The organism is Nocardia sp. NPDC006982 (assembly GCF_042869435.1).
GTDB lineage: Bacteria > Actinomycetota > Actinomycetes > Mycobacteriales > Mycobacteriaceae > Nocardia.
Genome location: NZ_JBIAFV010000004.1, coordinates 131180 through 150353, shown reverse-complemented (window position 1 = coordinate 150353; position 19174 = coordinate 131180). Strand labels below are relative to the sequence as shown.

The window sequence follows — 19174 nt, the reverse complement described above, 5'->3', positions numbered from 1 at the left end:
CGGGGCCGATGAGCGCTCACCCTCCGGGCCAATGAACGCTGACGCCCCGAGCCAATGAACGCTGAGGTCCCGGGCCGATCACAGCTCCGCCATCGGGCGAGCTGACCGGTCGCTACGCGGTGAAGGATTCAGGTCGGCGCCGGATCGGTGCAGGCGGAGGCTCGGAGTGGTTCGGCCATTGCGGTCGGAGGTAAACCCGGTCGAGACGCGGTTCACGCGGTAAACCTGCGGCGTTGCGGCGTGCTTACTTGCCAAGGGGAGTGGGGGCGGTGACGGTGGGGGGATGGAGTTGCCGGAGGATCTCGTGGCGTTGCTGGCGGAGTATGAGCGGCATTTGCGGCTCGGACGGAATCGGTCGGTGCATACGGCGCGGGCGTATGTGGGGGATGCGCGGTCGTTATTGGGGCATTTGGTTGCGCGGTCGGCGGATTCGGCGGTGCGGGAAATGGATTTGGCGTTGTTGCGGTCGTGGTTGGCGGCGCAGTCGGCCGGTGGGGCGGCGCGGACAACCATGGCACGGCGGGCGTCTTCGGCGAGGACATTCACGGCGTGGTTGACCAGTACCGGGCGGCTGTCGATCGATCCCGGGTTGCGGCTCGGGTCGCCGAAGGCGCATCGGGTACTGCCTGCCGTACTCGGCACGCAGCAAGCTGTCGCGGCTATGGATGCGGCGGAATCCGGTGCGGTGCAACGTGATCCGATGGCATTGCGAGATCGGCTGGTCGTGGAGCTGCTGTACTCGACCGGCATTCGGGTGAGCGAGTTGTGCGGCTTGGATCTCGACGATATCGATCGGGAACGGAAGCTGGTCCGGGTCATCGGCAAGGGTAATAAGGAGCGCTCGGTGCCCTTCGGAGTTCCGGCCGACGAGGCGATCGCGAATTGGCTGCAGTACGGCCGTCCCGCCCTCGCGACAGCCGAATCCGGCCGTGCGCTGTTGCTCGGCCGTCGCGGCAAACGGCTCGACCAACGTCAGGCCAGAACGGTTGTCCACGAGGTCGTTTCGGCAATCCCGGGCGCACCCGATATGGGTCCGCACGGCCTGCGGCATTCGGCCGCAACCCATCTGCTCGAGGGCGGCGCGGACCTGCGCGTAGTGCAGGAACTCCTCGGCCACGCCAGCATGGCGACCACCCAGCTCTACACGCATGTCTCCATCGAGCGCCTGAAAAAGGTCCACGACCAAGCCCACCCCCGAGCCTGACCGCCCATAGCGCGGCGGACGAAGATCGCGATGGAGGCGGCCCACTCTTGTGCGGCGGCCGATCGTGTGCGACTTGGACCCGTACTGCCCAGCAAGCGACTCAACTGTAATTCTGAAACGTGTTCGTGCCAATGAAAGTGGTGTGGTAAGCGCGAAATAGTCGCTATTCTGACACGAGTTCTAATTTGGAGGATTCGTGGACGCCGCACGATTTGTCGACCGCTCGGTGGTCGACGCATGCTGCATTGCTGTCTCGGGGTGGAGCCGATGAGTACCCATACTGTGCTGGGCAAGGAAGTGCAGATGCCGGTGCGGATTCGGCTCGCGCATGCCTTCATGGCGACCTACTCGGTACCGGCGGCGGCCGCGCAGAGAGTCGTGGACTACTCCGGCCTGGAGATTCTTCGGCTGCCGGGTGGTCGTGCCATGTGCACGCTCGTCTTCGTCGATTACGTCGATGGCGACCTCGGGCCGTACAACGAGTTCGGTGTCTCGTTCATGGTCCGGCACCACACCGCTGGGCCCGCCGGTACGCTCGGCGATCTGCGTGCTCTGTCCACGGGCGGCGCGGGTGTCTTCATTCATCGTCTCCCGGTCGACGGCGAATTCACGCTGGCCGCCGGCCGCGGCATCTGGGGCTTTCCCAAGGAAATCGCCGCTTTCGACGCACAACACGAGGGCAGCGTGCGACGCGGCGTTTTGCATCAGAACGGGCAGCTGATCGTCGATCTCACCATCCGTCCCGGCCTTGCGGTCCCGCAACGCGGCAAGGGCTCCTCCTTCGACGCGTACTCCCACATCGACGGCGTCACTCGCTGCACACAGTGGCAGATGGAACCGTCCGGCACGCGCGCTCGCCCCGGCGGCGCCGAACTGTCCCTCGGTGAGCATGCCTGGGCCGACGAATTGCGTTCCCTCGGCTTACCCAAGCGCGCACTCATGGCCTCGACCGTCGATCGGCTCGCGATGACCTTCCAGGACGCCATACCTGTCTGACCGGGAGTGCGGCATCCGCGATGGTGATCTTCGTAGACGACGACAACGCCGCTCGTTAACCTGACGTAGCGGAGCGTTCGCATGCGGCAGTAAACCGACCAGCGATGGAGAGGTGCCCGTGAATTCCGACGACGACCATGGTGCAGTCCGAGCCGAGGCACCATGACACTGCCCAACCCCGCCGAGGAATCCGAGGAGGGGGAGGAGGAGGTCGATTACCGCTTCACCCTCGCCAACGAACGCACCTTCCTGGCCTGGATGCGCACCTCGCTCGGCCTGCTCGCGGGCGGTGTCGCGGTGCATACGCTGGTGCAGCCGGTGCGGATGTCGGGGTTGCGCCGGACACTCGCGATGAGCTGCATCGTGCTCGCCGTGATCATCGCGGTCGGTGCGTATGGACATTGGCGGCGCGTCGGTCGGGCCATGCGAAACGGTGAACCGCTACCCGACACCATCATGGTGCCGATTCTGTCGTGCGGTATCGCCGTCGTGTCGGTATTTGCCTGCGTGGTGGTGTTGATCCGATGACCCCCAAGAGTCTGGCCGCCGAACGTACCGCATTGGCGTGGCGACGTACGGCCATTGCCGCGATGGTCGTCGCCGCGCTTTTCCTCAATCATGCCGCGACCAACGGGTGGCGTGCCGTCGCCATCGCACCGACGGGGGCGGCGATCACCATGGCAGCCGTTGCGGCCCTGTCTTTTTCGCGCAATCGCGCCTTGCATCAGGGGCGCGTCGGTCACGGCGGGAGAGTCATCGCGGCGACGATGCTGGCGGTGCTGGCCGTCGCATGCATCGCGGCCGCAATCGGGTTTACGGATCCACGGCCCTAATGCGTTGCGGGCCGGACATGTTCGGCTGACAAGCACAGGAGGATGGATATGAGCACAGCGACCGAGCCGAGCGAATTCATCGTCGCCGAGCAGCAACGAGCGGCGGCCGCACTGCCCACGGATACGGCCGATCTCGCGGATGCGGACCGCGGGTTCATCGCGGCACTCGAGCCCGGAGAGGTGCGCGCATCCGACGGAAAAGTGGTGTGGAACAGCGTCTCCTACGCTTTCCTGCAGGGAACCTGCCCGGCGTCGGTCAATCCGAGCCTGTGGCGGCAGTCCGGGCTGGTCGTCAAGCAGGGGCTGTACGAGGTCGCAGCGGGCATCTATCAGATCCGCGGGCTCGATCTGTCGAATATGACGCTGATCGAGGGAACCGCCGGTGTGCTCGTGATCGATCCGCTGATCTCAGCGGAGACCGCCGCGGCGGGCTTGGCGCTGTATCGAGCGCACCGAGGCGATCGGCCGGTGACCGGGTTGATCTATACCCATTCGCACGCCGACCATTTCGGCGGTGCGATGGGTGTGACGACGGTCGACGATGTTGCGGCTGGCCGCTGCCCGGTACTCGCACCGGCCGGATTCCTCGAACACGCGGTTGCCGAAAACATCTATGTGGGAACTGCGATGGGGCGTCGGTCTGCCTATATGTACGGCGCCGCACTGCCGCGGGGACCGAAGGGACAGGTCGGGGCCGGACTCGGACAGACCACATCGCTGGGCACGATCACCTTGATTCCGCCGACGGTGGATATCACCAGCACCGGTCAGGAAGAAACGGTCGACGGAATCCGGATCGTCTTCCAGCTCACCCCGGGCACCGAGGCGCCCGCCGAGATGAACTTCTACTTCCCCGAGATGCGCGCGCTGTGCATGGCCGAGAACGCAACGCACACACTGCACAACCTGCTGACGCTGCGTGGTGCGCTGGTCCGTGACCCGCATGTGTGGGCCAAGTATTTGACCGAGTCGATCAATCTGTTCGCCCGCAAGTCCGACGTGGTCTTCGCCTCGCATCACTGGCCGACCTGGGGTACCGAGCGGCTGGTGGAATACCTTTCGCTGCAACGGGATCTGTATGGATATCTGCACGATCAGACGGTGCGCAGGCTCAATCAGGGTTATCTGGGTGGTGAGATCGCCGAGATGCTCGAGCTGCCACCGGCCATCGCCGATGCGTGGCATACGCACGGGTATTACGGTTCGGTCAGCCACAATGTCAAGGCCATCTACCAGCGCTACATGGGGTGGTTCGACGGCAATCCGGCGCACCTGTGGGAGCATGCGCCGGTCGAATCCGCCAGGCGTCATGTGGAATTCATGGGCGGTGCCGACGAGGTGCTGCGTAAGGCGCAAACCGCTTATGACGCAGGGGATTACCGGTGGGTCGCGCAGGTGGTCAACTACGTCATCTTCGCCGATCCGGCCAATGATGTGGCGAAAACGTTGCAGGCCAACACCTTCGAGCAGCTCGGCTATGGTGCGGAGAACGCCACCTGGCGCAACTTCTATCTCAGCGGAGCCTATGAGTTGCGCAACGGCTCGTTCGGCACGCCGACGACGACGAATGCGCCCACGATGCTCGACGCGCTGACTATCGAGCAGATCTTCGATGCGATCGCGCTGCGCATCGATGGACCGAAGGCGTGGAATCTGCGCGTGGTGATCGACTGGCACATCACCGACGAAAAACGCACCTACCGCCTCGAGTTGCGCAACGGCCTGATGGTCCACTACGACAAGCCCGACGGCGCCGACTTACCCGATCCAGACGCCTCTTTCACCTTGACGAGGTCGATCCTGATCCGAGCCTTATTGGCGGGGGAGAATCTCGGCGCACTGGTCGCCGCGGGCGATATCGCCATTGCCGGGGATCCCAGCGGGCTGAACGCGGTGGTCGGTGTGATCGACGTGCCGGATCCGGACTTCGCCATCGTCACCCCCTGAGATAGCGCTCGCGTGCCGCTCGGCTGAATCGCTCGACCCGCGAGGTACCGGTGCGTACGGTCGGCGACCATGTCCACCGAAGCTATCGACAGCTCCGTACCTCTGCGTGCGCGCCTCCGCACCGCGTTGTCTGCCGCTATGAAGACCCGCGATCGCAGCGCGATCTCCGGACTGCGCTCTGCGCTCGGTGCCATCCATAACGCCGAAGCCATCGACACGGTGGACATCAAGACCGGTGCCGTCGAGAGCAGCCGGTGGGACTCGGCGCCGCCGAAGCTCGCCGTCGCGATCTCCCCGAGGCCGATATCGAACAGATCGTCCGCACCGAAATCGCCGACCGGCAACAGGCGGCCGCCGAATACGACACCCTTGGACGCGCCGATCACGGTGACCTGTTGCGTGCCGAAGCTGCCGCACCCGAGGCGCAGCTCTAGGTACCCGAGCCGTGCGCTCTTGCGTGAGCCGAGCTGGTTACGCGACGTCCGGATGGCCGTCGAGCACATCATTGCCGCATGTTTTTGGTGTTGCCGCCCATCCAGACAACTGCGCTGAATTCGGCTGCCCTGCAGCGGAATCCGGTGTTCTGACCTGGGCGTTGTGCGGATCCTAGGCCGAGGTCGGGAGCGTGTCGATGTACTTTCCGGCGATGACGCGTTGGATGGCTCGCACCACCGGTCCGCCGAGTCGGACGTACCAGGCCCCGGGGCGGGAGAAGGCTGTGACCAGGCCGTAGACGGTGTCATCGGTGGGGTCGTATTCGACGGCGAACAGTTCCTCGCCGATCTCTGGATGTCCGGGCAGCGTGCCGTACGCGAAGCCGCGCCGGTCGGGTTCGTCGAGGACGTAGACGACCCGGCATGGTGCGGTGATGCTGACCGGACCGACGCCCAACCGCACGGTCAGCCGAGTCCCCGGCTCTGCGGTCGGTGTGTCGGCCTCCCGAAAGATGCCGATGCCCTTCTGCATTCGATATGACAGGATCTCCGCACCCGCGCGCTCGAACAGTGCCCGCCCGGACCCGATACGGCGGCGCAGCCGAAACCGGTGATAGCCCGCAGGCAGCACCTCCTTCGTCGCGCCGACCTCGATATAGGTGAACGGCGGATCTCCGAACGCATATCCCATAACCCGATCCTCGCGCCGAAACCGTCACTGCGGAAGAGGATCCTCCGAAGCTGCTGCTCGGCCCTGAAGTCAAGTCACCGGCTTCAGTCGCAGGGGAGTCGGGTGCAGTAGTCCGAGTGGATCGATGTACTCACGTCGGCTGTGACCGCTTGCTTCTCGTCTCGCACCCCAATGCAGGCACGCGGCCGCCACGCAACCCGCGTGTCCCGGCTCCAAAGCGCCGATTCGCGTTCCGCGACCGACTCGCATGCCTACCGAAACCTCTGCTTGCACCGGCTCGTACGTGGTTCGCAGCCCGCTGGGGTGATCGATCGATACGACCGGTTTGCCTGCCACCGTTCCCGCGAACACCACAATTCCGTCTCCGGCCGCGAGTACCGCCTGCCCAGGCGCACCTGCCAGATCAACCCCGCGATGTCCGGGCAGCCAGTCCTGCGCCGGTTTGTCGAATTGCCGCTCGACCGCGGGCCGTGGTTGCAGCGGCCAGCTGAACTCCCCGTGCGGAGCAGCCGAAACCGACTGCTCCGCAACGAGTCCCAGCAGAGCGATGACCCCGAGGACGATCGAAATCAGCCGCCGCCCATGCGGGCCGCCGATTCTGCTGAGGCGGTTCATCCGAGATCAGCGCGACAGCGGGAGCGGAGCCCGCTGAACCAGATCCAGCAGCCGCGACAGCAGATCGCTGAAAACCGGCGGCAAGGAACTCGCCGACCCTGTGCTGGCCCCACGTGCAATGTCGGTGGCGAGCGGCGTCGCGCCCTCCTCAGGGACCGGTGTCTGCGCCCCGTCGGCTGAACGCAGGTCGGATGCAGTGTCCACCCGGAGCATGTTGGGTGCAATGCCCACGCGAAGTGCGTCGGGCGCCATATAGACGCGGAAAGCGTCCGGCGCGACGTTCACGCGCGGTGCATCGGACGCGACGTTGACCAGTGGCTCGGAGGCGACACTTCCGCGGAGTCCGTCGGAAGAGATGTTCACGCGCAATGCATCCGGCGCGACGTTCACCCGGAGCGCATTCGGCGCGACGTTTACGTGAATAGCATTTGGCGCGACGTCCAGGTGCAGTGCATCGCGCGCGACGTACGCGCTCAGCGCACTAGGCGCGACATTCACAACGAGCGGCGCGGCACGAAGCGGAGCCGGCACCCGCGCAGGCCCGCCGCCCGCCGAACAGGCCGAACCCGTGCACTCCCCGAACACGACTTCCGATCCAGGGAAACCGCCATCAGGCGCAGTGGTTGCCGCAGGTCCCCAAGGCAGCGCCACCGGAGCCCCGCCATTCGGTGGTGCGGCCGAAACCGGCTGTGCCAGAGCCAGTGACAGCAGGAACAGCGGTGGGATGAGCATGGTCATCGAGATAGCTATGCGATTCATGTTTCAAGCGTCGGCCGCGTACGGCACCCGCAGTACCCTCGCTTCGGCGAGTGTGGACAACTTGCTCGGTTGTGGAGATTGCCCGTTTCGACCCATGACAGGGCGATTTAGAAACTCACCCCCTCAGCCCGTAGACTGGTCGAGCGGTCTGTGCCTGCACGGACCGACTTCGCGCGCCACCCCGTGCTTGTTCGTAACGGCGCTGTTCGAACCGGAGCTCGACTTCGTGAATCGGCAGCGCATGCGGAGCAGGGAATCATCGGCTGGTCCTGATCTTCGTGATCGGGTCCGATGGTTCGGAGGCGCCAGGGCGGCGGATCACCGATTCGCCGCGGCAACCGGCAACGAAAGAGAGATACGGCACCATGGCTGTCGTAACAATGAAGCAGCTGCTCGACAGCGGCGCACACTTCGGACACCAGACCCGGCGCTGGAACCCGAAGATGAAGCGGTTCATCTTCACCGACCGCAACGGCATCTACATCATCGACCTGCAGCAGACGCTGACCTACATCGACAAGGCCTACGAGTTCGTCAAGGAGACCGTCGCCCACGGTGGCACCGTTCTCTTCGTCGGCACCAAGAAGCAGGCCCAGGAGTCGATCGCGGCCGAGGCGACTCGCGTCGGGATGCCCTACGTCAACCAGCGTTGGCTGGGTGGCATGCTCACCAACTTCTCCACCGTGCACAAGCGCCTGCAGCGCCTCAAGGAGCTCGAGGCGATGGAGCAGACCGGTGGCTTCGAGGGTCGCACCAAGAAGGAAATCCTCATGCTCACGCGTGAGATGAACAAGCTGGAGCGCACCCTCGGCGGTATCCGCGATATGGCCAAGGTGCCCTCGGCCATCTGGGTCGTCGACACCAACAAGGAGCACATCGCCGTCGGCGAGGCGCGCAAGCTGAACATCCCGGTCATCGCGATCCTGGACACCAACTGCGATCCCGACCTGGTCGACTACCCGATCCCGGGTAACGACGACGCGATCCGTTCCGCCGCTCTGCTGACCAAGGTCGTCGCCTCCGCGGTGGCCGAGGGCGTGCAGGCGCGGGCCGGTATCTCCTCCGGTGACGAGAAGCCGGAAGCCGGTGCGGGCGAGCCGCTCGCCGAGTGGGAGCAGGAGCTGCTCGCGCAGGCCGCCCCCGCCGCGACCGAGGCCGAGGCTGCCGTCGAGGCCCCCGCTGAGGCCCCTGCCACCCCGGCTGACGCCTGATCGTCGCGTTTGTTCACCTTGCCGACCTCTCCTGCATAGGAGCGGTCGGCAAGGTGGTGTTACCACCCGAAACAACACACAGGAGGATCGCCACCCATGGCGACATACACCGCCGCTGACGTGAAGCGGCTGCGGGAGCTCACCGGCTCCGGGATGATGGACTGCAAGAACGCGCTGGTCGAGACCGACGGCGATTTCGACAAGGCCGTCGAGGTGCTGCGCATCAAGGGTGCCAAGGATGTCGGCAAGCGCGCCGAGCGCGCCACCGCCGAGGGCCTGGTCGTCGCCAAGGACGGCGTGCTGATCGAGATCAACTCCGAGACCGACTTCGTCGCCAAGAACGACGAGTTCCAGGGCCTCGCCGACAAGATCGTGACCGCCGCCGCGGCTGCCAAGCCCGCCGACCTGGACACGCTGAAGGCGCTGAAGCTGGACGGTCAGACCGTCGAAGAGGCGCTGCAGGCGCTCGCCGCCAAGATCGGCGAGAAGCTCGAGCTGCGTCGCGTCGTCGCCTTCGACGGCCCGGTCGCCGTCTACCTGCACAAGCGTGCCACCGACCTGCCGCCCGCCGTCGGCGTGCTGGTCGAGTACCAGGGCGAGGGTGACGCCGCCGCCGACGCCGCGCGTGCGGTCGGCATGCAGGTCGCCGCGCTCAAGGCCAAGTACCTGACCCGCGAGGATGTGCCGGCCGACGTGGTGGAGAACGAGCGCCGCATCGCCGAGCAGACCGCCAAGGAAGAGGGTAAGCCCGAGGCCGCGCTGCCGAAGATCACCGAGGGCCGCGTCAACGGCTTCTTCAAGGACGTCGTCCTGCTGGAGCAGGCATCGGTCACCGATTCGAAGAAGACCGTCAAGGCGCTGCTGGACGAGGCCGGTGTCACCGTGACCCGCTTCGCCCGCTTCGAGGTCGGCCAGGCCTGATAACGCCCCGCGAAACCCCTCGTGCTCCGGATGCGGTGCACGAGGGGTTTCGGCTGTCCGGACGCCGGCCGTTCATCCGCAATTCCCGAGCCTGACCGGGCGAGTTCGTTGCGTCCGAGGGGGTCTTCTACCCACATCGAATCCGAGTAGGGCAGGATAAGGGCGCTCCGTATTGAGCCTCCGCGTTGCCATCCGGCCCACGTGCTGTGTCGACAGACCGAAATCTATCGCCGAAGGAGACGAACACCCATGACGGACCCCGGGACCGACCGCCCAGGATATCGCCGGGTGCTCCTCAAATTGGGTGGGGAGATGTTCGGCGGCGGCAAGGTCGGGCTCGACCCCGATGTGGTGCAGACGGTCGCCGAGCAGATCGCCGAGGTGGTCTCCAGCGGTGTTCAGGTCGCCGTGGTGATCGGCGGCGGCAACTTCTTCCGCGGCGCCGAACTCGAGGAGCGCGGTATGGAACGCGCCCGCTCGGACTATATGGGCATGCTCGGCACCGTGATGAACAGCCTTGCGCTGCAAGACTTTTTGCAGCAGCAGGGCATCGACACCCGGGTGCAGACCGCGATCACCATGGGGCAGGTCGCCGAGCCGTATCTGCCGCTGCGCGCCAAGCGGCATCTGGAGAAGGGCCGCGTTGTCATCTTCGGCGCGGGCATGGGCATGCCCTACTTCTCCACCGACACCACTGCCGCCCAGCGCGCGCTGGAGATCGGTGCCGATGTGGTGCTGATGGCCAAGGCCGTCGACGGGGTCTTCACCGCTGATCCCCGGGTCGACCAGAGCGCGACCATGTACACCGAGATCACGCATAAAGAGGTCATCGAGCGTGACCTCAAGGTCGCCGACGCGACGGCCTTCAGCCTGTGTATGGACAACCAGATGCCCATCCTGGTGTTCAATTTGTTGACGAAGGGCAATATCGCCCGTGCGGTCGCCGGTGAGAAGATCGGCACATTGGTTCGGTCCTGACCCCGCGCCCGCGGATCATGACGATGACGACGCTGTGGAGGAAACGGTCGTGATTGAAGAAGCGCTCTTCGACGCCGAGGAGAAGATGGAGAAGGCCGTCTCGGTGGCGAAGGACGATCTGGGGTCCATCCGCACCGGTCGGGCGAATCCGGGCATGTTCCAACGGATTGTCATCGACTACTACGGTTCGCCGACCCCGATTACCCAGGTGTCGAGCATTACCGTGCCCGAGCCGCGGATGGTGGTGATCAAGCCGTACGAGCAGTCGACGCTCGGCGCGATCGAAACCGCGATCCGCAATTCGGATCTCGGTGTCAATCCCACCAACAACGGTGACATCATCCGGATCTCGGTCCCGCAGCTCACCGAGGAGCGGCGCCGTGAACTGGCCAAGCAGGCCAAGGGCAAGGGCGAGGACGCCAAGGTCTCGATTCGGAATGTCCGCCGTAAGGCCATGGACGAACTCTCGCGGATCCAGAAGGATGGCGAGGCGGGTGAGGACGAGGTCGGGCGCGCCGAAAAGGAACTCGACAAGACCACCGCGAAATATGTCGGCCAGGTCGATGAACTGGTCAAGCACAAGGAAGCTGAACTGCTCGAGGTCTGAGGTCCGAAGCCGGATCTTTCGGGCCCGCCCGGGCGGGGGACGAACGGAACGACGAGTTGAGCGACGGGACAATCGTGGCCGAGAACGCCGCCGCGACCGGTGCGGCCGAGGAGCCGAGGCCGGCCAACGGCACTGTTGATGCGACGGACGGGCGCGCGGTCGATGCCGCGATTCCCGAAGCCGCACCTCCCGAACCCGTGCACACCGACTCCGTGACGTCTGAGGCCGAACGTCGGGGATCCTCGGCGCGGGTGGCCCCGACCGGTCGGCCCGCGACTCCGGGCGATGCGACCGTCGCACCCTCAGGACCGACGACATCCGGACCGGCGACCGATGGTGTCGCGACCGTCGGCCCCGCGACACTCGGCTCGGCGACCGATGGTCCCGCGACACCCGGCCCCGCGACTGATGACCCTGCGACTCCGGGACCTGCGACCGATGGGCCTTCGACCTGGGGGCCGGCGACGCCCGGACCCGAAAACGACGGTTCCGTGACCTCCGAATATTCTGCCGCCGAGCCCGTGAATCCCGCAGCCCAGCAACAGAACTCGGACGAACCCGCGGCACCCGCCTCGCGCGCCGGCCGCAATCTCCCCGCCGCCTTGGCCGTCGGTTTCGGCCTCGGGCTCTCGCTCATCGCGATCCTGCTGTTCGTGCCGAAGGTATTCATCGGCGTTGCGGCCGCCGGAGTCGGCGTCGCCACCTGGGAGGTCGCCAAGCGACTGCGGGAGGCTGATGTCCTCGTCCCACGGATCCCGCTCATCGTCGGTGGTCAGGCGGTGTTCTGGCTCGGCTGGCCGTGGGGCGCCAGCGGCGTGGCGGGCGCCTTTGCCGCGACCACGCTGATCTGCATGGTGTGGCGCCTCTTCGATCACGGCTTGCAGACCGCGCCGCGAAACTTCTTGCGCGACACCGCGATCACGATCTTCACCCTGGCCTGGATTCCGCTGCTCGCCTCGTTCGCGACGCTGCTGCTGCTCGAGCCCGACGGCAATCTGCGGGTGCTGACCTTCATGATCCTGGTGGTCTGCTCCGATGTCGGCGGTTACGTCGCGGGTGTGCTGTTCGGGCGGCATCCGATGGTGCCCGCGATCAGCCCGAAGAAGTCCTGGGAGGGCTTCTGCGGTTCGCTGGTGTTCAGCGTGATCGGCGGTCTGCTGACGGTGACCCTGCTGCTGGAAGCCAATTCGATGATCGGCGTGGTGCTCGGCGTCGGTTTGGTGCTGGTCGCGACGGTCGGCGATCTGATCGAATCCCAGGTCAAGCGGGAACTGGGCATCAAGGATATGGGCACCCTGCTGCCCGGCCACGGCGGCATCATGGATCGCCTCGATTCGATGCTGCCCTCGGCGTTCGTGTCGTGGCTGGTGCTCAGCAGCTTGATCTAGCGCTTCGCGGCGTGGCGGAGCTGAATGATTCGCACCCCGCCGACGAGCGCCATCACCAGCGCACCGGCGATCACCGACAGCAGCATCATGATGCCGACCGGCATGGAGAAGCTCCAGAACAAGAGATCCACCCGCTGCTGTTCCAGGTTCTGCAGGATGAAGATCAGCAGCACGATCCCGATCAGCGTCGCGGCGGTCAGGGCGACCCAAGTGTCACCGGTCCGGCTCTTCACCAGCGACTTGCGACCGGTCGGCTCTACCGGCTTACGGCCGGTCGACGCAGGTGCGACGTCTTCGGTGCGCTCCGGCTCGGATGGCTCGGCGTGACTGGTCATACTTCGATCATTGCCGATGGCTATCTCGGGTGCACGTATTTCTGCGCGCTGACCGGTATGTCGTTATGTCCTGGCAGGGGGTGCGCAGCCAGCCCGATCGAAGGTGACGTTCGTCGCGTAGGGCGTCGTGATGGTCACCTTCGGTCCGGGCCGCGCACGCGAGATGGGACACTGGAGAGACTATGACCGTCTCCCTGCCCCTCGTCTTCGATGCTCCGCGCCGTGGCATGCCGCCGCGGCACCTCGCCGACCTCGATGCCGACGGGCGCAAGGCCGCGGTCGAGGAGCTCGGTCTGCCGAAGTTCCGTGCCGATCAGATCGCGCGCCAGTACTACGGCCGGCTGCAGGCCGATCCGGAGCTGATGACCGATCTGCCCGCCACTGTGCGCGAAAAGGTCGGCGCGGCGCTGTTTCCGCCGCTGATGTCGGTGGTCAAGCATGTCGCGTGCGATGGCGGCGAGACGCGAAAGACCCTGTGGCGTGCGGGCGATGGCACCTTGCTGGAGAGCGTGTTGATGCGCTACCCGGACCGCGCCACTCTCTGCATTTCCAGCCAGGCAGGCTGCGGTATGGCTTGCCCGTTCTGTGCCACCGGTCAGGGCGGCCTCAACCGCAATCTCTCCACCGCCGAAATCGTCGACCAGGTCCGCGCCGCAGCCGCTGCCATGCGTGATGGCGAGGTCTCGGGCGGTCCGGGCCGCCTGTCCAATATCGTCTTCATGGGCATGGGAGAGCCGCTGGCCAATTACAAGCGGGTGGTCGCCGCGGTTCGTCGCATCACCTCACCCGCGCCCGACGGCTTCGGTATCTCTCAGCGCAACGTCGTCGTTTCCACCGTCGGCTTGGCTCCGGCGATCCGCAAGCTCGCCGACGAGGACCTCTCGGTGACCCTCGCGGTGTCGCTGCACACCCCCGATGACGAACTGCGCGACACCCTGGTGCCGGTGAACAACCGATGGCCGGTCGCCGAGGTCCTCGATGCCGCCCGCTACTACGCCGACAAGAGCGGTCGCCGGGTGTCCATCGAATACGCGCTGATCCGCGATATCAACGACCAGCCGTGGCGCGCGGATATGCTCGGCGCGAAACTGCACAAGGCCCTCGGCTCCCGCGTGCACGTGAACGTCATCCCGCTGAACCCGACGCCGGGCAGTAAGTGGGATGCCAGCCCGAAACCTGTTGAGCAGGAATTCGTTCGGCGCGTCAACGCACAGGGTGTTCCGTGCACCGTGCGCGATACGCGGGGCCAGGAAATCGCCGCGGCCTGCGGGCAGTTGGCCGCAGAAGGCTAGGCTGCTTCCCTTACGCGTCAGTGGCCGCCCGGCTCGAGGAGTTCGCGGCCTTCGTCGGCTTTGACGCGGCGGTGTTCGGCGAGGATGAGTCCGCCGCCGCAGATCAGGCACAGAGCGGTGGCGATGCCGGCCACGACGGCCCAGCCCGCGAATCCGTAGCCTGCGGCGGTGAGCGTCAGGGCGGCGCCGACTACGCCGAGCAGCACCAGGATGACGCCGGGCCAGTTATGGGTGTCGGCGATCATTTCGCCCGCGTGATTTCTGGTGTTGCGTGCGCGGTCGGGGAAGTCGGAACGCAGCCGATCGGATGCGTCGGATCCAGGAAACATGGCGTCCTCTCCGTTCGGATGGATCGTCTCGTTCGAACGGATACCCGACATGTTCCGGATCAATCAGGGTGTATCGGCGACCGCGTCGGGTACCGCGAACCCGAATCTGCTTGCGACGAACAGGAGGGCAACCATGGCAACCGCGCGGGAACTCATGACCGAAGGCGTGCAGTGCGTGCGATCCAGCGATTCGGTGGTCGAGGCCGCCAAGCTGATGAAACAGCTGAGTGTGGGCGCACTGCCGATATGCGGTGAGGACAATCGGTTGAAGGGCATACTGACCGACCGCGACATCGTCGTGAAGGTGCTTGCCGAGAACAAGGACCCGATCGGCGTCAAGGCGGGGGAACTGGCCGAGGGCACACTGATCACGGTGCAGGCGGGCACCGATGCCGATGAGGTGCTCAATGTGATGGCGGTGCATCAGATCCGGCGGGTGCCGGTGCTCGACGGTGACCAGTTGGTCGGCATTGTGGCGCAGGCCGATGTGGCCGTCGCGCTCGGCAACGCCGATACCGGCGGCGTGGTGGAGGCGGTGTCGACGGACTGACCGCGACCTGCGAACCGTCTCGTCCGCGCTGCCCTGAGTGCAGGTGTGAGTATGCCGCTTGCGGGTATGCGCGGACGAGAGGAGCCGCGGTGGCTCCGTCCCCGATCGAGGAGGTACGCAATGGCCACCGGTCAGAAGGAAGACGTCGTCACGCTCTTGCTGGCACAACACGAACTGATCAAGGGGCTGATCGAGAAAGTACAGCTTGCGCAGGGTGCGGCCAAGCGCGAGCCGTTCGAGGAGTTGGTCCGCGCACTGGCCGTGCACGAGAGCGCCGAAGAGGAAGTGGTGCATCCGGCATCACGGCGCGCAGCTGTGCCCGCCGGCGTGGTCGACGACAGGCTGCACGAAGAACAAGAGGCCAAACGCGTGCTCGCCGAGCTCTACGACATGGGTGTGCAGCACGAGGATTTCGATACCGAATTCCGCAGCTTCGCCGAATCGGTGATCGAACACGCCGATATGGAGGAGAAGGAGGAATTCGAGCAGCTGCGCCAAGTGCTTTCCGCAAACGAGAGCGCGGTGCTCGCCGATGTCGTTCGGGTCGCCGAGGCCGTCGCCCCGACCCGGCCGCATCCGGACGCTGGTGCGTCGGCGCTGGTGAATATCGTTGCCGGACCGCCACTTGCGCTCTTCGACCGGATTCGCGACGCGGTGCGCGATTGGCGCCGTAAGACCGAGGAGTGAGCGACATGCCCGACGGAACCGATAGGAACGGCGCACCGAATGACAAGCAGCGCCAGCTGGATCGATACCGGGTGGATCGCGAACAGGGGAAGCTGACCACACAGCAGGGCGTACGGGTGGACAGCACCGACGATGCCCTGAAGGTGGGGGAGCGCGGGCCGACGCTGCTCGCGGATTTCCATGCCAGGGAGAAGATCACCCACTTCGATCACGAGCGGATCCCGGAGCGAGTGGTCCATGCCAGAGGTGCGGGCGCCTACGGACACTTCCGGCCATATGACGGCTGGCTCGGCGACTTCACCACCGCCCGCTTTCTCATCGATGCGAGCGTGGAAACGCCGGTGTTCGTGCGATTTTCGACCGTCGCCGGTTCGCGCGGATCCGCGGATACCGTGCGCGATGTGCGCGGCTTCGCGACGAAGTTCTATACCGCCCAAGGCAATTACGATCTGGTCGGCAATAACTTCCCGGTGTTCTTCATCCAGGACGGAATCAAATTCCCCGACTTCGTGCACGCGGTGAAACCCGAGCCGCACAATGAGATTCCGCAGGCCGCCTCCGCGCACGACACACTGTGGGACTTCGTGGGCCAGCAGCCGGAGACACTGCACGCGATCATGTGGCTGATGTCGGACCGGGCGCTGCCGCGCAGCTATCGCATGATGCAGGGCTTCGGCGTACACACCTTCCGACTTGTCAACAGCGAGGGCCGAGCCACTTTCGTGAAGTTCCACTGGACGCCGAAACTCGGCGTGCACTCACTGCTGTGGGATGAATGTCAGCAGATCGCCGGGCGTGATCCCGACTTCAACCGACGCGATCTGTGGGACTGCATCGCGGCCGGCCAGTATCCGGAGTGGGAACTCGGCGTGCAGCTCGTTTCGGACGAAAGCGAATTCGGCTTCGACTTCGACCTGCTCGATCCGACGAAAATCATTCCGGAAGAACAGGTTCCGGTGCAGCCGGTCGGCCGCATGGTGCTGGATCGCAACCCGGACAACTTCTTCGCCGAGACCGAGCAGGTGGCCTTCCACACCGCCAATCTGGTGCCCGGTATCGATTTCAGCGATGATCCGCTGCTGCAGTTGCGCAACTTCTCCTACCTGGATACCCAGCTGATCCGTTTGGGCGGGCCGAATTTCGCCCAGCTGCCGATCAACCGACCGGTCGCCGATGTGCGCAATCACCAGCAGGACGGCTACGGTCAGCACGCCATTCCGCAGGACGAGGCCGCATATACCAAGAACACCATCGGTGGCGGTTGTCCGGCATTGGCGGATACCGAGATGTTCCAGCACTACGCCGAGCCACTATCCGGTTCTACTATTCGAGAGCGCGCCAACAGTTTTCGTGAGTACTATCGGCAACCGCGGATGTTCTGGCGCAGTATGTCGCCGCCGGAGGCCGACCACATCGTCGCCGCGTTCGCCTTCGAACTGGGCAAGGTAGAGCGGCCGATCATCCGGACCAGGGTGCTCGAACATCTGGTGCGGATCGAGCCCGAACTGGCCGAGCGGGTCGCGAGTGAACTGGGTATGCCGGTGCCGCAATCGGACTCGAATGATCGCGAGGCGGTGGTATCTCCCGCGCTGTCGCAACTGAATACGATCACCGACACCATCGCGACCCGCAAGATCGCTATCCTGGCCGCCGATGGCGTCGACACACTCGGTGTGCGCCGCATCAAATCGTGGTTGACCGACCGTGGAGCTGTTCCCGAAGTTCTTGCGCCGCATGCCGGTACGTTGGGCGGCGACGGTAGTGACGGCGAAACCCTCCCGGTGGACCGGTCGCTGGCCACCGTTGCCTCGGTTCTCTACGATGCGGTGCTGGTCGCGGGTGGCGCACGGTCCGCCGAAACCCTGGTGGGCAATGGCGCGGCGGTGCACTTCGTCCTGGAGGCGTTCAAACACGCCAAACCGATCGGCGGCTTCGGCGACGGTGTCACGCTGCTGCGGGTCGCCGGTGTGCTATCCGATACCGATCACGACGCGCAAACAGGTGTCTTCACCACGACCGCCATCGGCGCGGGCGTGTCCGATGAGTTCATCGAGGCGTTCGCGAATGCGCTTGCCCAGCACCGGGTCTGGCGCCGGTCGACCGTAGCGGTACCCGCCTAGCCGTCGCGGTTCAGCTCAGGGCGGGCTGGATCTCCTTCTCCCACGCGGTGCAGAAGCCATCCAGATCGGGCCCGATCTGCTGGACGTACAGTTCGTCGACACCGGCATCGAGATACTGCCGGAGTCGGCGGATATGACGTTCCGGATCGGGGCCGGTGGCGAAGTGCTCACGGGTGGATTCGCGATCGACCAGGCTCATCGCGTCCTCGAAATCGCGTGGCCGCGGCAGAGTTTGGGAAAGTTGGCCGGGCAGCAGCTCATTGGCCCAGAGGCGATGTGCGGCATCCAGACCAGACTCCTCGTCGCGGGACCAGCTGACCTTGGCGCCCGCCTGTACCGGTTTCGCGCCGCCGCCCGTGGTGCGGAAGGTGTCGATCGCTTCGGCGTCGGGCAGTACGGTGCAGAAGCCGTCGCCGATCCGCGCCGCCAATTGCGTTGCCTGCGGGCCGAATCCGGAAATGTAGATCGGTACCGGAGCATCGGGCAGTGTGTAGATTCTGGCGTCCTGCACGGTGTAGTACTCGCCGCGGTGATTGACATTGCCGCCGCGGTGCAGCCGCCGAATCAGCTGGACCGCCTCCTCCGGCATTTCGAGCCGGACCGCGGGCGACGGCCACGGATCGCCGAGAATGTGCTCGTTGAGCGCCTCACCGCTGCCGACGCCGAGTATGAAATTGCCGTCGAGTTGGACGGCGGCGGTCGCCGCGGCCTGCGCGATGATCAGCGGGTGGATGCGGATGGTAGGGCAGGTGACCGCCGTGGTGATCGGCAGATCGGTGGCCTCCGAGAGCGCACCGATGGTGCCCCAGACGAAGGGGCTCTGCCCCTCGGCGTCATTCCACGGATGGAAATGGTCGGAGATCCACAGCCGCTCGAACCCGGCCTGCTCGGCGCGTTTGGCCTGCTCGACGAGTTCTTTCGGCCCGAACTGTTCGCTGGCTAGGAAATATCCGAAGGTGACCATGTCGGGCGCTTACCCAGGTTCGCACGTGATATTCGACGCATGCGGACGGGCCCCGGATATATCACCGAGGCCCGTTCGACAGGTTGACCTAGCCGCCGCTGTGGCTGTGCTGGCCACCTTTCTGCTTGGCCGCCGTCGGCTGTGCCTGTGCGCCCTTACGACCTGCCTCGTGCGGGTCGGCCGCGTTGCGCTGGCCGAAGCTGCCGGTACTGGCCTTGCCGCCCTTGCTGGCCTGCTCATGGGTGTCCTTGCGATTGCCGAACTGCCCGGGGTTCTTCGGATCTGCCATGTCGGCACTCCTCTCGGTAGTTGG

At 65.4% G+C, this 19174-nt stretch carries 22 protein-coding genes; 15 read left to right on the top strand and 7 right to left on the bottom strand.

The genetic code is table 11. From position 1 onward, the window contains the following. The first annotated feature begins 283 nt into the window (after positions 1 to 283). The 6 genes from ACFYOW_RS17715 (at position 284) to ACFYOW_RS17690 (ending at position 5414) form a co-directional block, all read left to right on the top strand. The gene (locus ACFYOW_RS17715; RefSeq protein WP_387289098.1) at positions 284 to 1204 is read left to right on the top strand and encodes a tyrosine recombinase XerC; all 921 of its coding nucleotides are present in this window, start codon (positions 284 to 286) and stop codon (positions 1202 to 1204) included. A 267-nt stretch (positions 1205 to 1471) separates the two neighbouring features. Continuing rightward, a complete protein-coding gene (locus ACFYOW_RS17710) occupies positions 1472 to 2200 on the top strand; it encodes an acetoacetate decarboxylase family protein (RefSeq protein ID WP_387289096.1) in 729 nt (242 codons plus the stop codon). A gap of 162 nt (positions 2201 to 2362) precedes the next feature. After that, a complete protein-coding gene (locus ACFYOW_RS17705) occupies positions 2363 to 2728 on the top strand; it encodes a YidH family protein (RefSeq protein WP_387289094.1) in 366 nt (121 codons plus the stop codon). After that, positions 2725 to 3033 carry a DUF202 domain-containing protein gene (locus ACFYOW_RS17700; RefSeq protein ID WP_387289092.1) on the top strand — a complete coding sequence of 103 codons (309 nt, stop codon included), beginning with the start codon at positions 2725 to 2727 and terminating at the stop codon, positions 3031 to 3033. The genes ACFYOW_RS17705 and ACFYOW_RS17700 overlap by 4 nt, the downstream gene beginning before the upstream one ends. 48 nt (positions 3034 to 3081) lie before the next feature. Then, positions 3082 to 4980, top strand: coding sequence for an alkyl/aryl-sulfatase (locus ACFYOW_RS17695; protein ID WP_387289090.1), 1899 nt, complete (start codon positions 3082 to 3084; stop codon positions 4978 to 4980). A gap of 254 nt (positions 4981 to 5234) precedes the next feature. Continuing rightward, positions 5235 to 5414, top strand: coding sequence for a hypothetical protein (locus ACFYOW_RS17690; protein ID WP_387289088.1), 180 nt, complete (start codon positions 5235 to 5237; stop codon positions 5412 to 5414). Between the two features lie 172 nt (positions 5415 to 5586). Here the strand turns inward: ACFYOW_RS17690 and ACFYOW_RS17685 are convergent, their stop codons facing one another. The 3 genes from ACFYOW_RS17685 to ACFYOW_RS17675 form a co-directional block, all read right to left on the bottom strand. Next, positions 5587 to 6105, bottom strand: coding sequence for a DUF1990 family protein (locus tag ACFYOW_RS17685; protein WP_387289086.1), 519 nt, complete (start codon positions 6103 to 6105; stop codon positions 5587 to 5589). A gap of 69 nt (positions 6106 to 6174) precedes the next feature. After that, complete coding sequence (locus ACFYOW_RS17680; protein WP_387289084.1) at positions 6175 to 6720, bottom strand: M23 family metallopeptidase; 546 nt, start codon at positions 6718 to 6720, stop codon at positions 6175 to 6177. A 6-nt stretch (positions 6721 to 6726) separates the two neighbouring features. After that, a complete protein-coding gene (locus ACFYOW_RS17675) occupies positions 6727 to 7458 on the bottom strand; it encodes a hypothetical protein (protein WP_387289082.1) in 732 nt (243 codons plus the stop codon). A 386-nt stretch (positions 7459 to 7844) separates the two neighbouring features. On the opposite strand from ACFYOW_RS17675, the gene rpsB reads away from it, so the two are divergent. The 5 genes from rpsB to ACFYOW_RS17650 all read left to right on the top strand — a co-directional run bounded on the left by rpsB (position 7845) and on the right by ACFYOW_RS17650 (position 12584). Further along, the gene (rpsB, locus tag ACFYOW_RS17670) at positions 7845 to 8690 is read left to right on the top strand and encodes a 30S ribosomal protein S2 (RefSeq protein WP_387289080.1); all 846 of its coding nucleotides are present in this window, start codon (positions 7845 to 7847) and stop codon (positions 8688 to 8690) included. A 96-nt stretch (positions 8691 to 8786) separates the two neighbouring features. After that, on the top strand, positions 8787 to 9611 hold the full coding sequence (gene tsf / locus ACFYOW_RS17665; RefSeq protein WP_387289078.1) for a translation elongation factor Ts: 825 nt from the start codon (positions 8787 to 8789) through the stop codon (positions 9609 to 9611). A gap of 249 nt (positions 9612 to 9860) precedes the next feature. Then, positions 9861 to 10589: a UMP kinase gene (pyrH, locus tag ACFYOW_RS17660; RefSeq protein WP_063045820.1), complete on the top strand. Its 729-nt coding sequence runs from the start codon at positions 9861 to 9863 to the stop codon at positions 10587 to 10589. Positions 10590 to 10638: 49 nt separating this feature from the next. Next, positions 10639 to 11196, top strand: coding sequence for a ribosome recycling factor (gene frr, locus ACFYOW_RS17655; protein ID WP_040693344.1), 558 nt, complete (start codon positions 10639 to 10641; stop codon positions 11194 to 11196). 521 nt (positions 11197 to 11717) lie between these two features. After that, the gene (locus tag ACFYOW_RS17650; protein WP_387290040.1) at positions 11718 to 12584 is read left to right on the top strand and encodes a phosphatidate cytidylyltransferase; all 867 of its coding nucleotides are present in this window, start codon (positions 11718 to 11720) and stop codon (positions 12582 to 12584) included. Here ACFYOW_RS17650 and ACFYOW_RS17645 read toward each other — a convergent pair. Then, positions 12581 to 12919 carry a lipopolysaccharide assembly LapA domain-containing protein gene (locus ACFYOW_RS17645; protein WP_387289076.1) on the bottom strand — a complete coding sequence of 113 codons (339 nt, stop codon included), beginning with the start codon at positions 12917 to 12919 and terminating at the stop codon, positions 12581 to 12583. The two genes, ACFYOW_RS17650 and ACFYOW_RS17645, sit on opposite strands and share 4 nt — an antisense overlap. 182 nt (positions 12920 to 13101) lie before the next feature. Between ACFYOW_RS17645 and rlmN the strand changes: the two genes are divergently transcribed. Further along, complete coding sequence (rlmN, locus tag ACFYOW_RS17640; RefSeq protein WP_357468738.1) at positions 13102 to 14211, top strand: 23S rRNA (adenine(2503)-C(2))-methyltransferase RlmN; 1110 nt, start codon at positions 13102 to 13104, stop codon at positions 14209 to 14211. Between the two features lie 17 nt (positions 14212 to 14228). On the opposite strand, the gene ACFYOW_RS17635 is transcribed toward rlmN, so the two are convergent. Then, a complete protein-coding gene (locus ACFYOW_RS17635; RefSeq protein ID WP_387289074.1) occupies positions 14229 to 14540 on the bottom strand; it encodes a hypothetical protein in 312 nt (103 codons plus the stop codon). Positions 14541 to 14673: 133 nt separating this feature from the next. Between ACFYOW_RS17635 and ACFYOW_RS17630 the strand changes: the two genes are divergently transcribed. The 3 genes from ACFYOW_RS17630 to ACFYOW_RS17620 all read left to right on the top strand — a co-directional run bounded on the left by ACFYOW_RS17630 (position 14674) and on the right by ACFYOW_RS17620 (position 17897). Then, positions 14674 to 15090, top strand: a complete 417-nt coding sequence (locus ACFYOW_RS17630) for a CBS domain-containing protein (protein WP_387289072.1) — start codon at positions 14674 to 14676, stop codon at positions 15088 to 15090. A 120-nt stretch (positions 15091 to 15210) separates the two neighbouring features. Further along, positions 15211 to 15777, top strand: a complete 567-nt coding sequence (locus ACFYOW_RS17625; protein ID WP_387289070.1) for a hemerythrin domain-containing protein — start codon at positions 15211 to 15213, stop codon at positions 15775 to 15777. Between the two features lie 5 nt (positions 15778 to 15782). Then, on the top strand, positions 15783 to 17897 hold the full coding sequence (locus ACFYOW_RS17620) for a catalase (RefSeq protein ID WP_387289068.1): 2115 nt from the start codon (positions 15783 to 15785) through the stop codon (positions 17895 to 17897). A gap of 10 nt (positions 17898 to 17907) precedes the next feature. On the opposite strand, the gene ACFYOW_RS17615 is transcribed toward ACFYOW_RS17620, so the two are convergent. Next, the gene (locus tag ACFYOW_RS17615) at positions 17908 to 18861 is read right to left on the bottom strand and encodes a TIGR03557 family F420-dependent LLM class oxidoreductase (protein ID WP_387289066.1); all 954 of its coding nucleotides are present in this window, start codon (positions 18859 to 18861) and stop codon (positions 17908 to 17910) included. Between the two features lie 88 nt (positions 18862 to 18949). Then, complete coding sequence (locus tag ACFYOW_RS17610) at positions 18950 to 19150, bottom strand: hypothetical protein (protein WP_063045826.1); 201 nt, start codon at positions 19148 to 19150, stop codon at positions 18950 to 18952. Positions 19151 to 19174 lie beyond the last annotated feature (24 nt).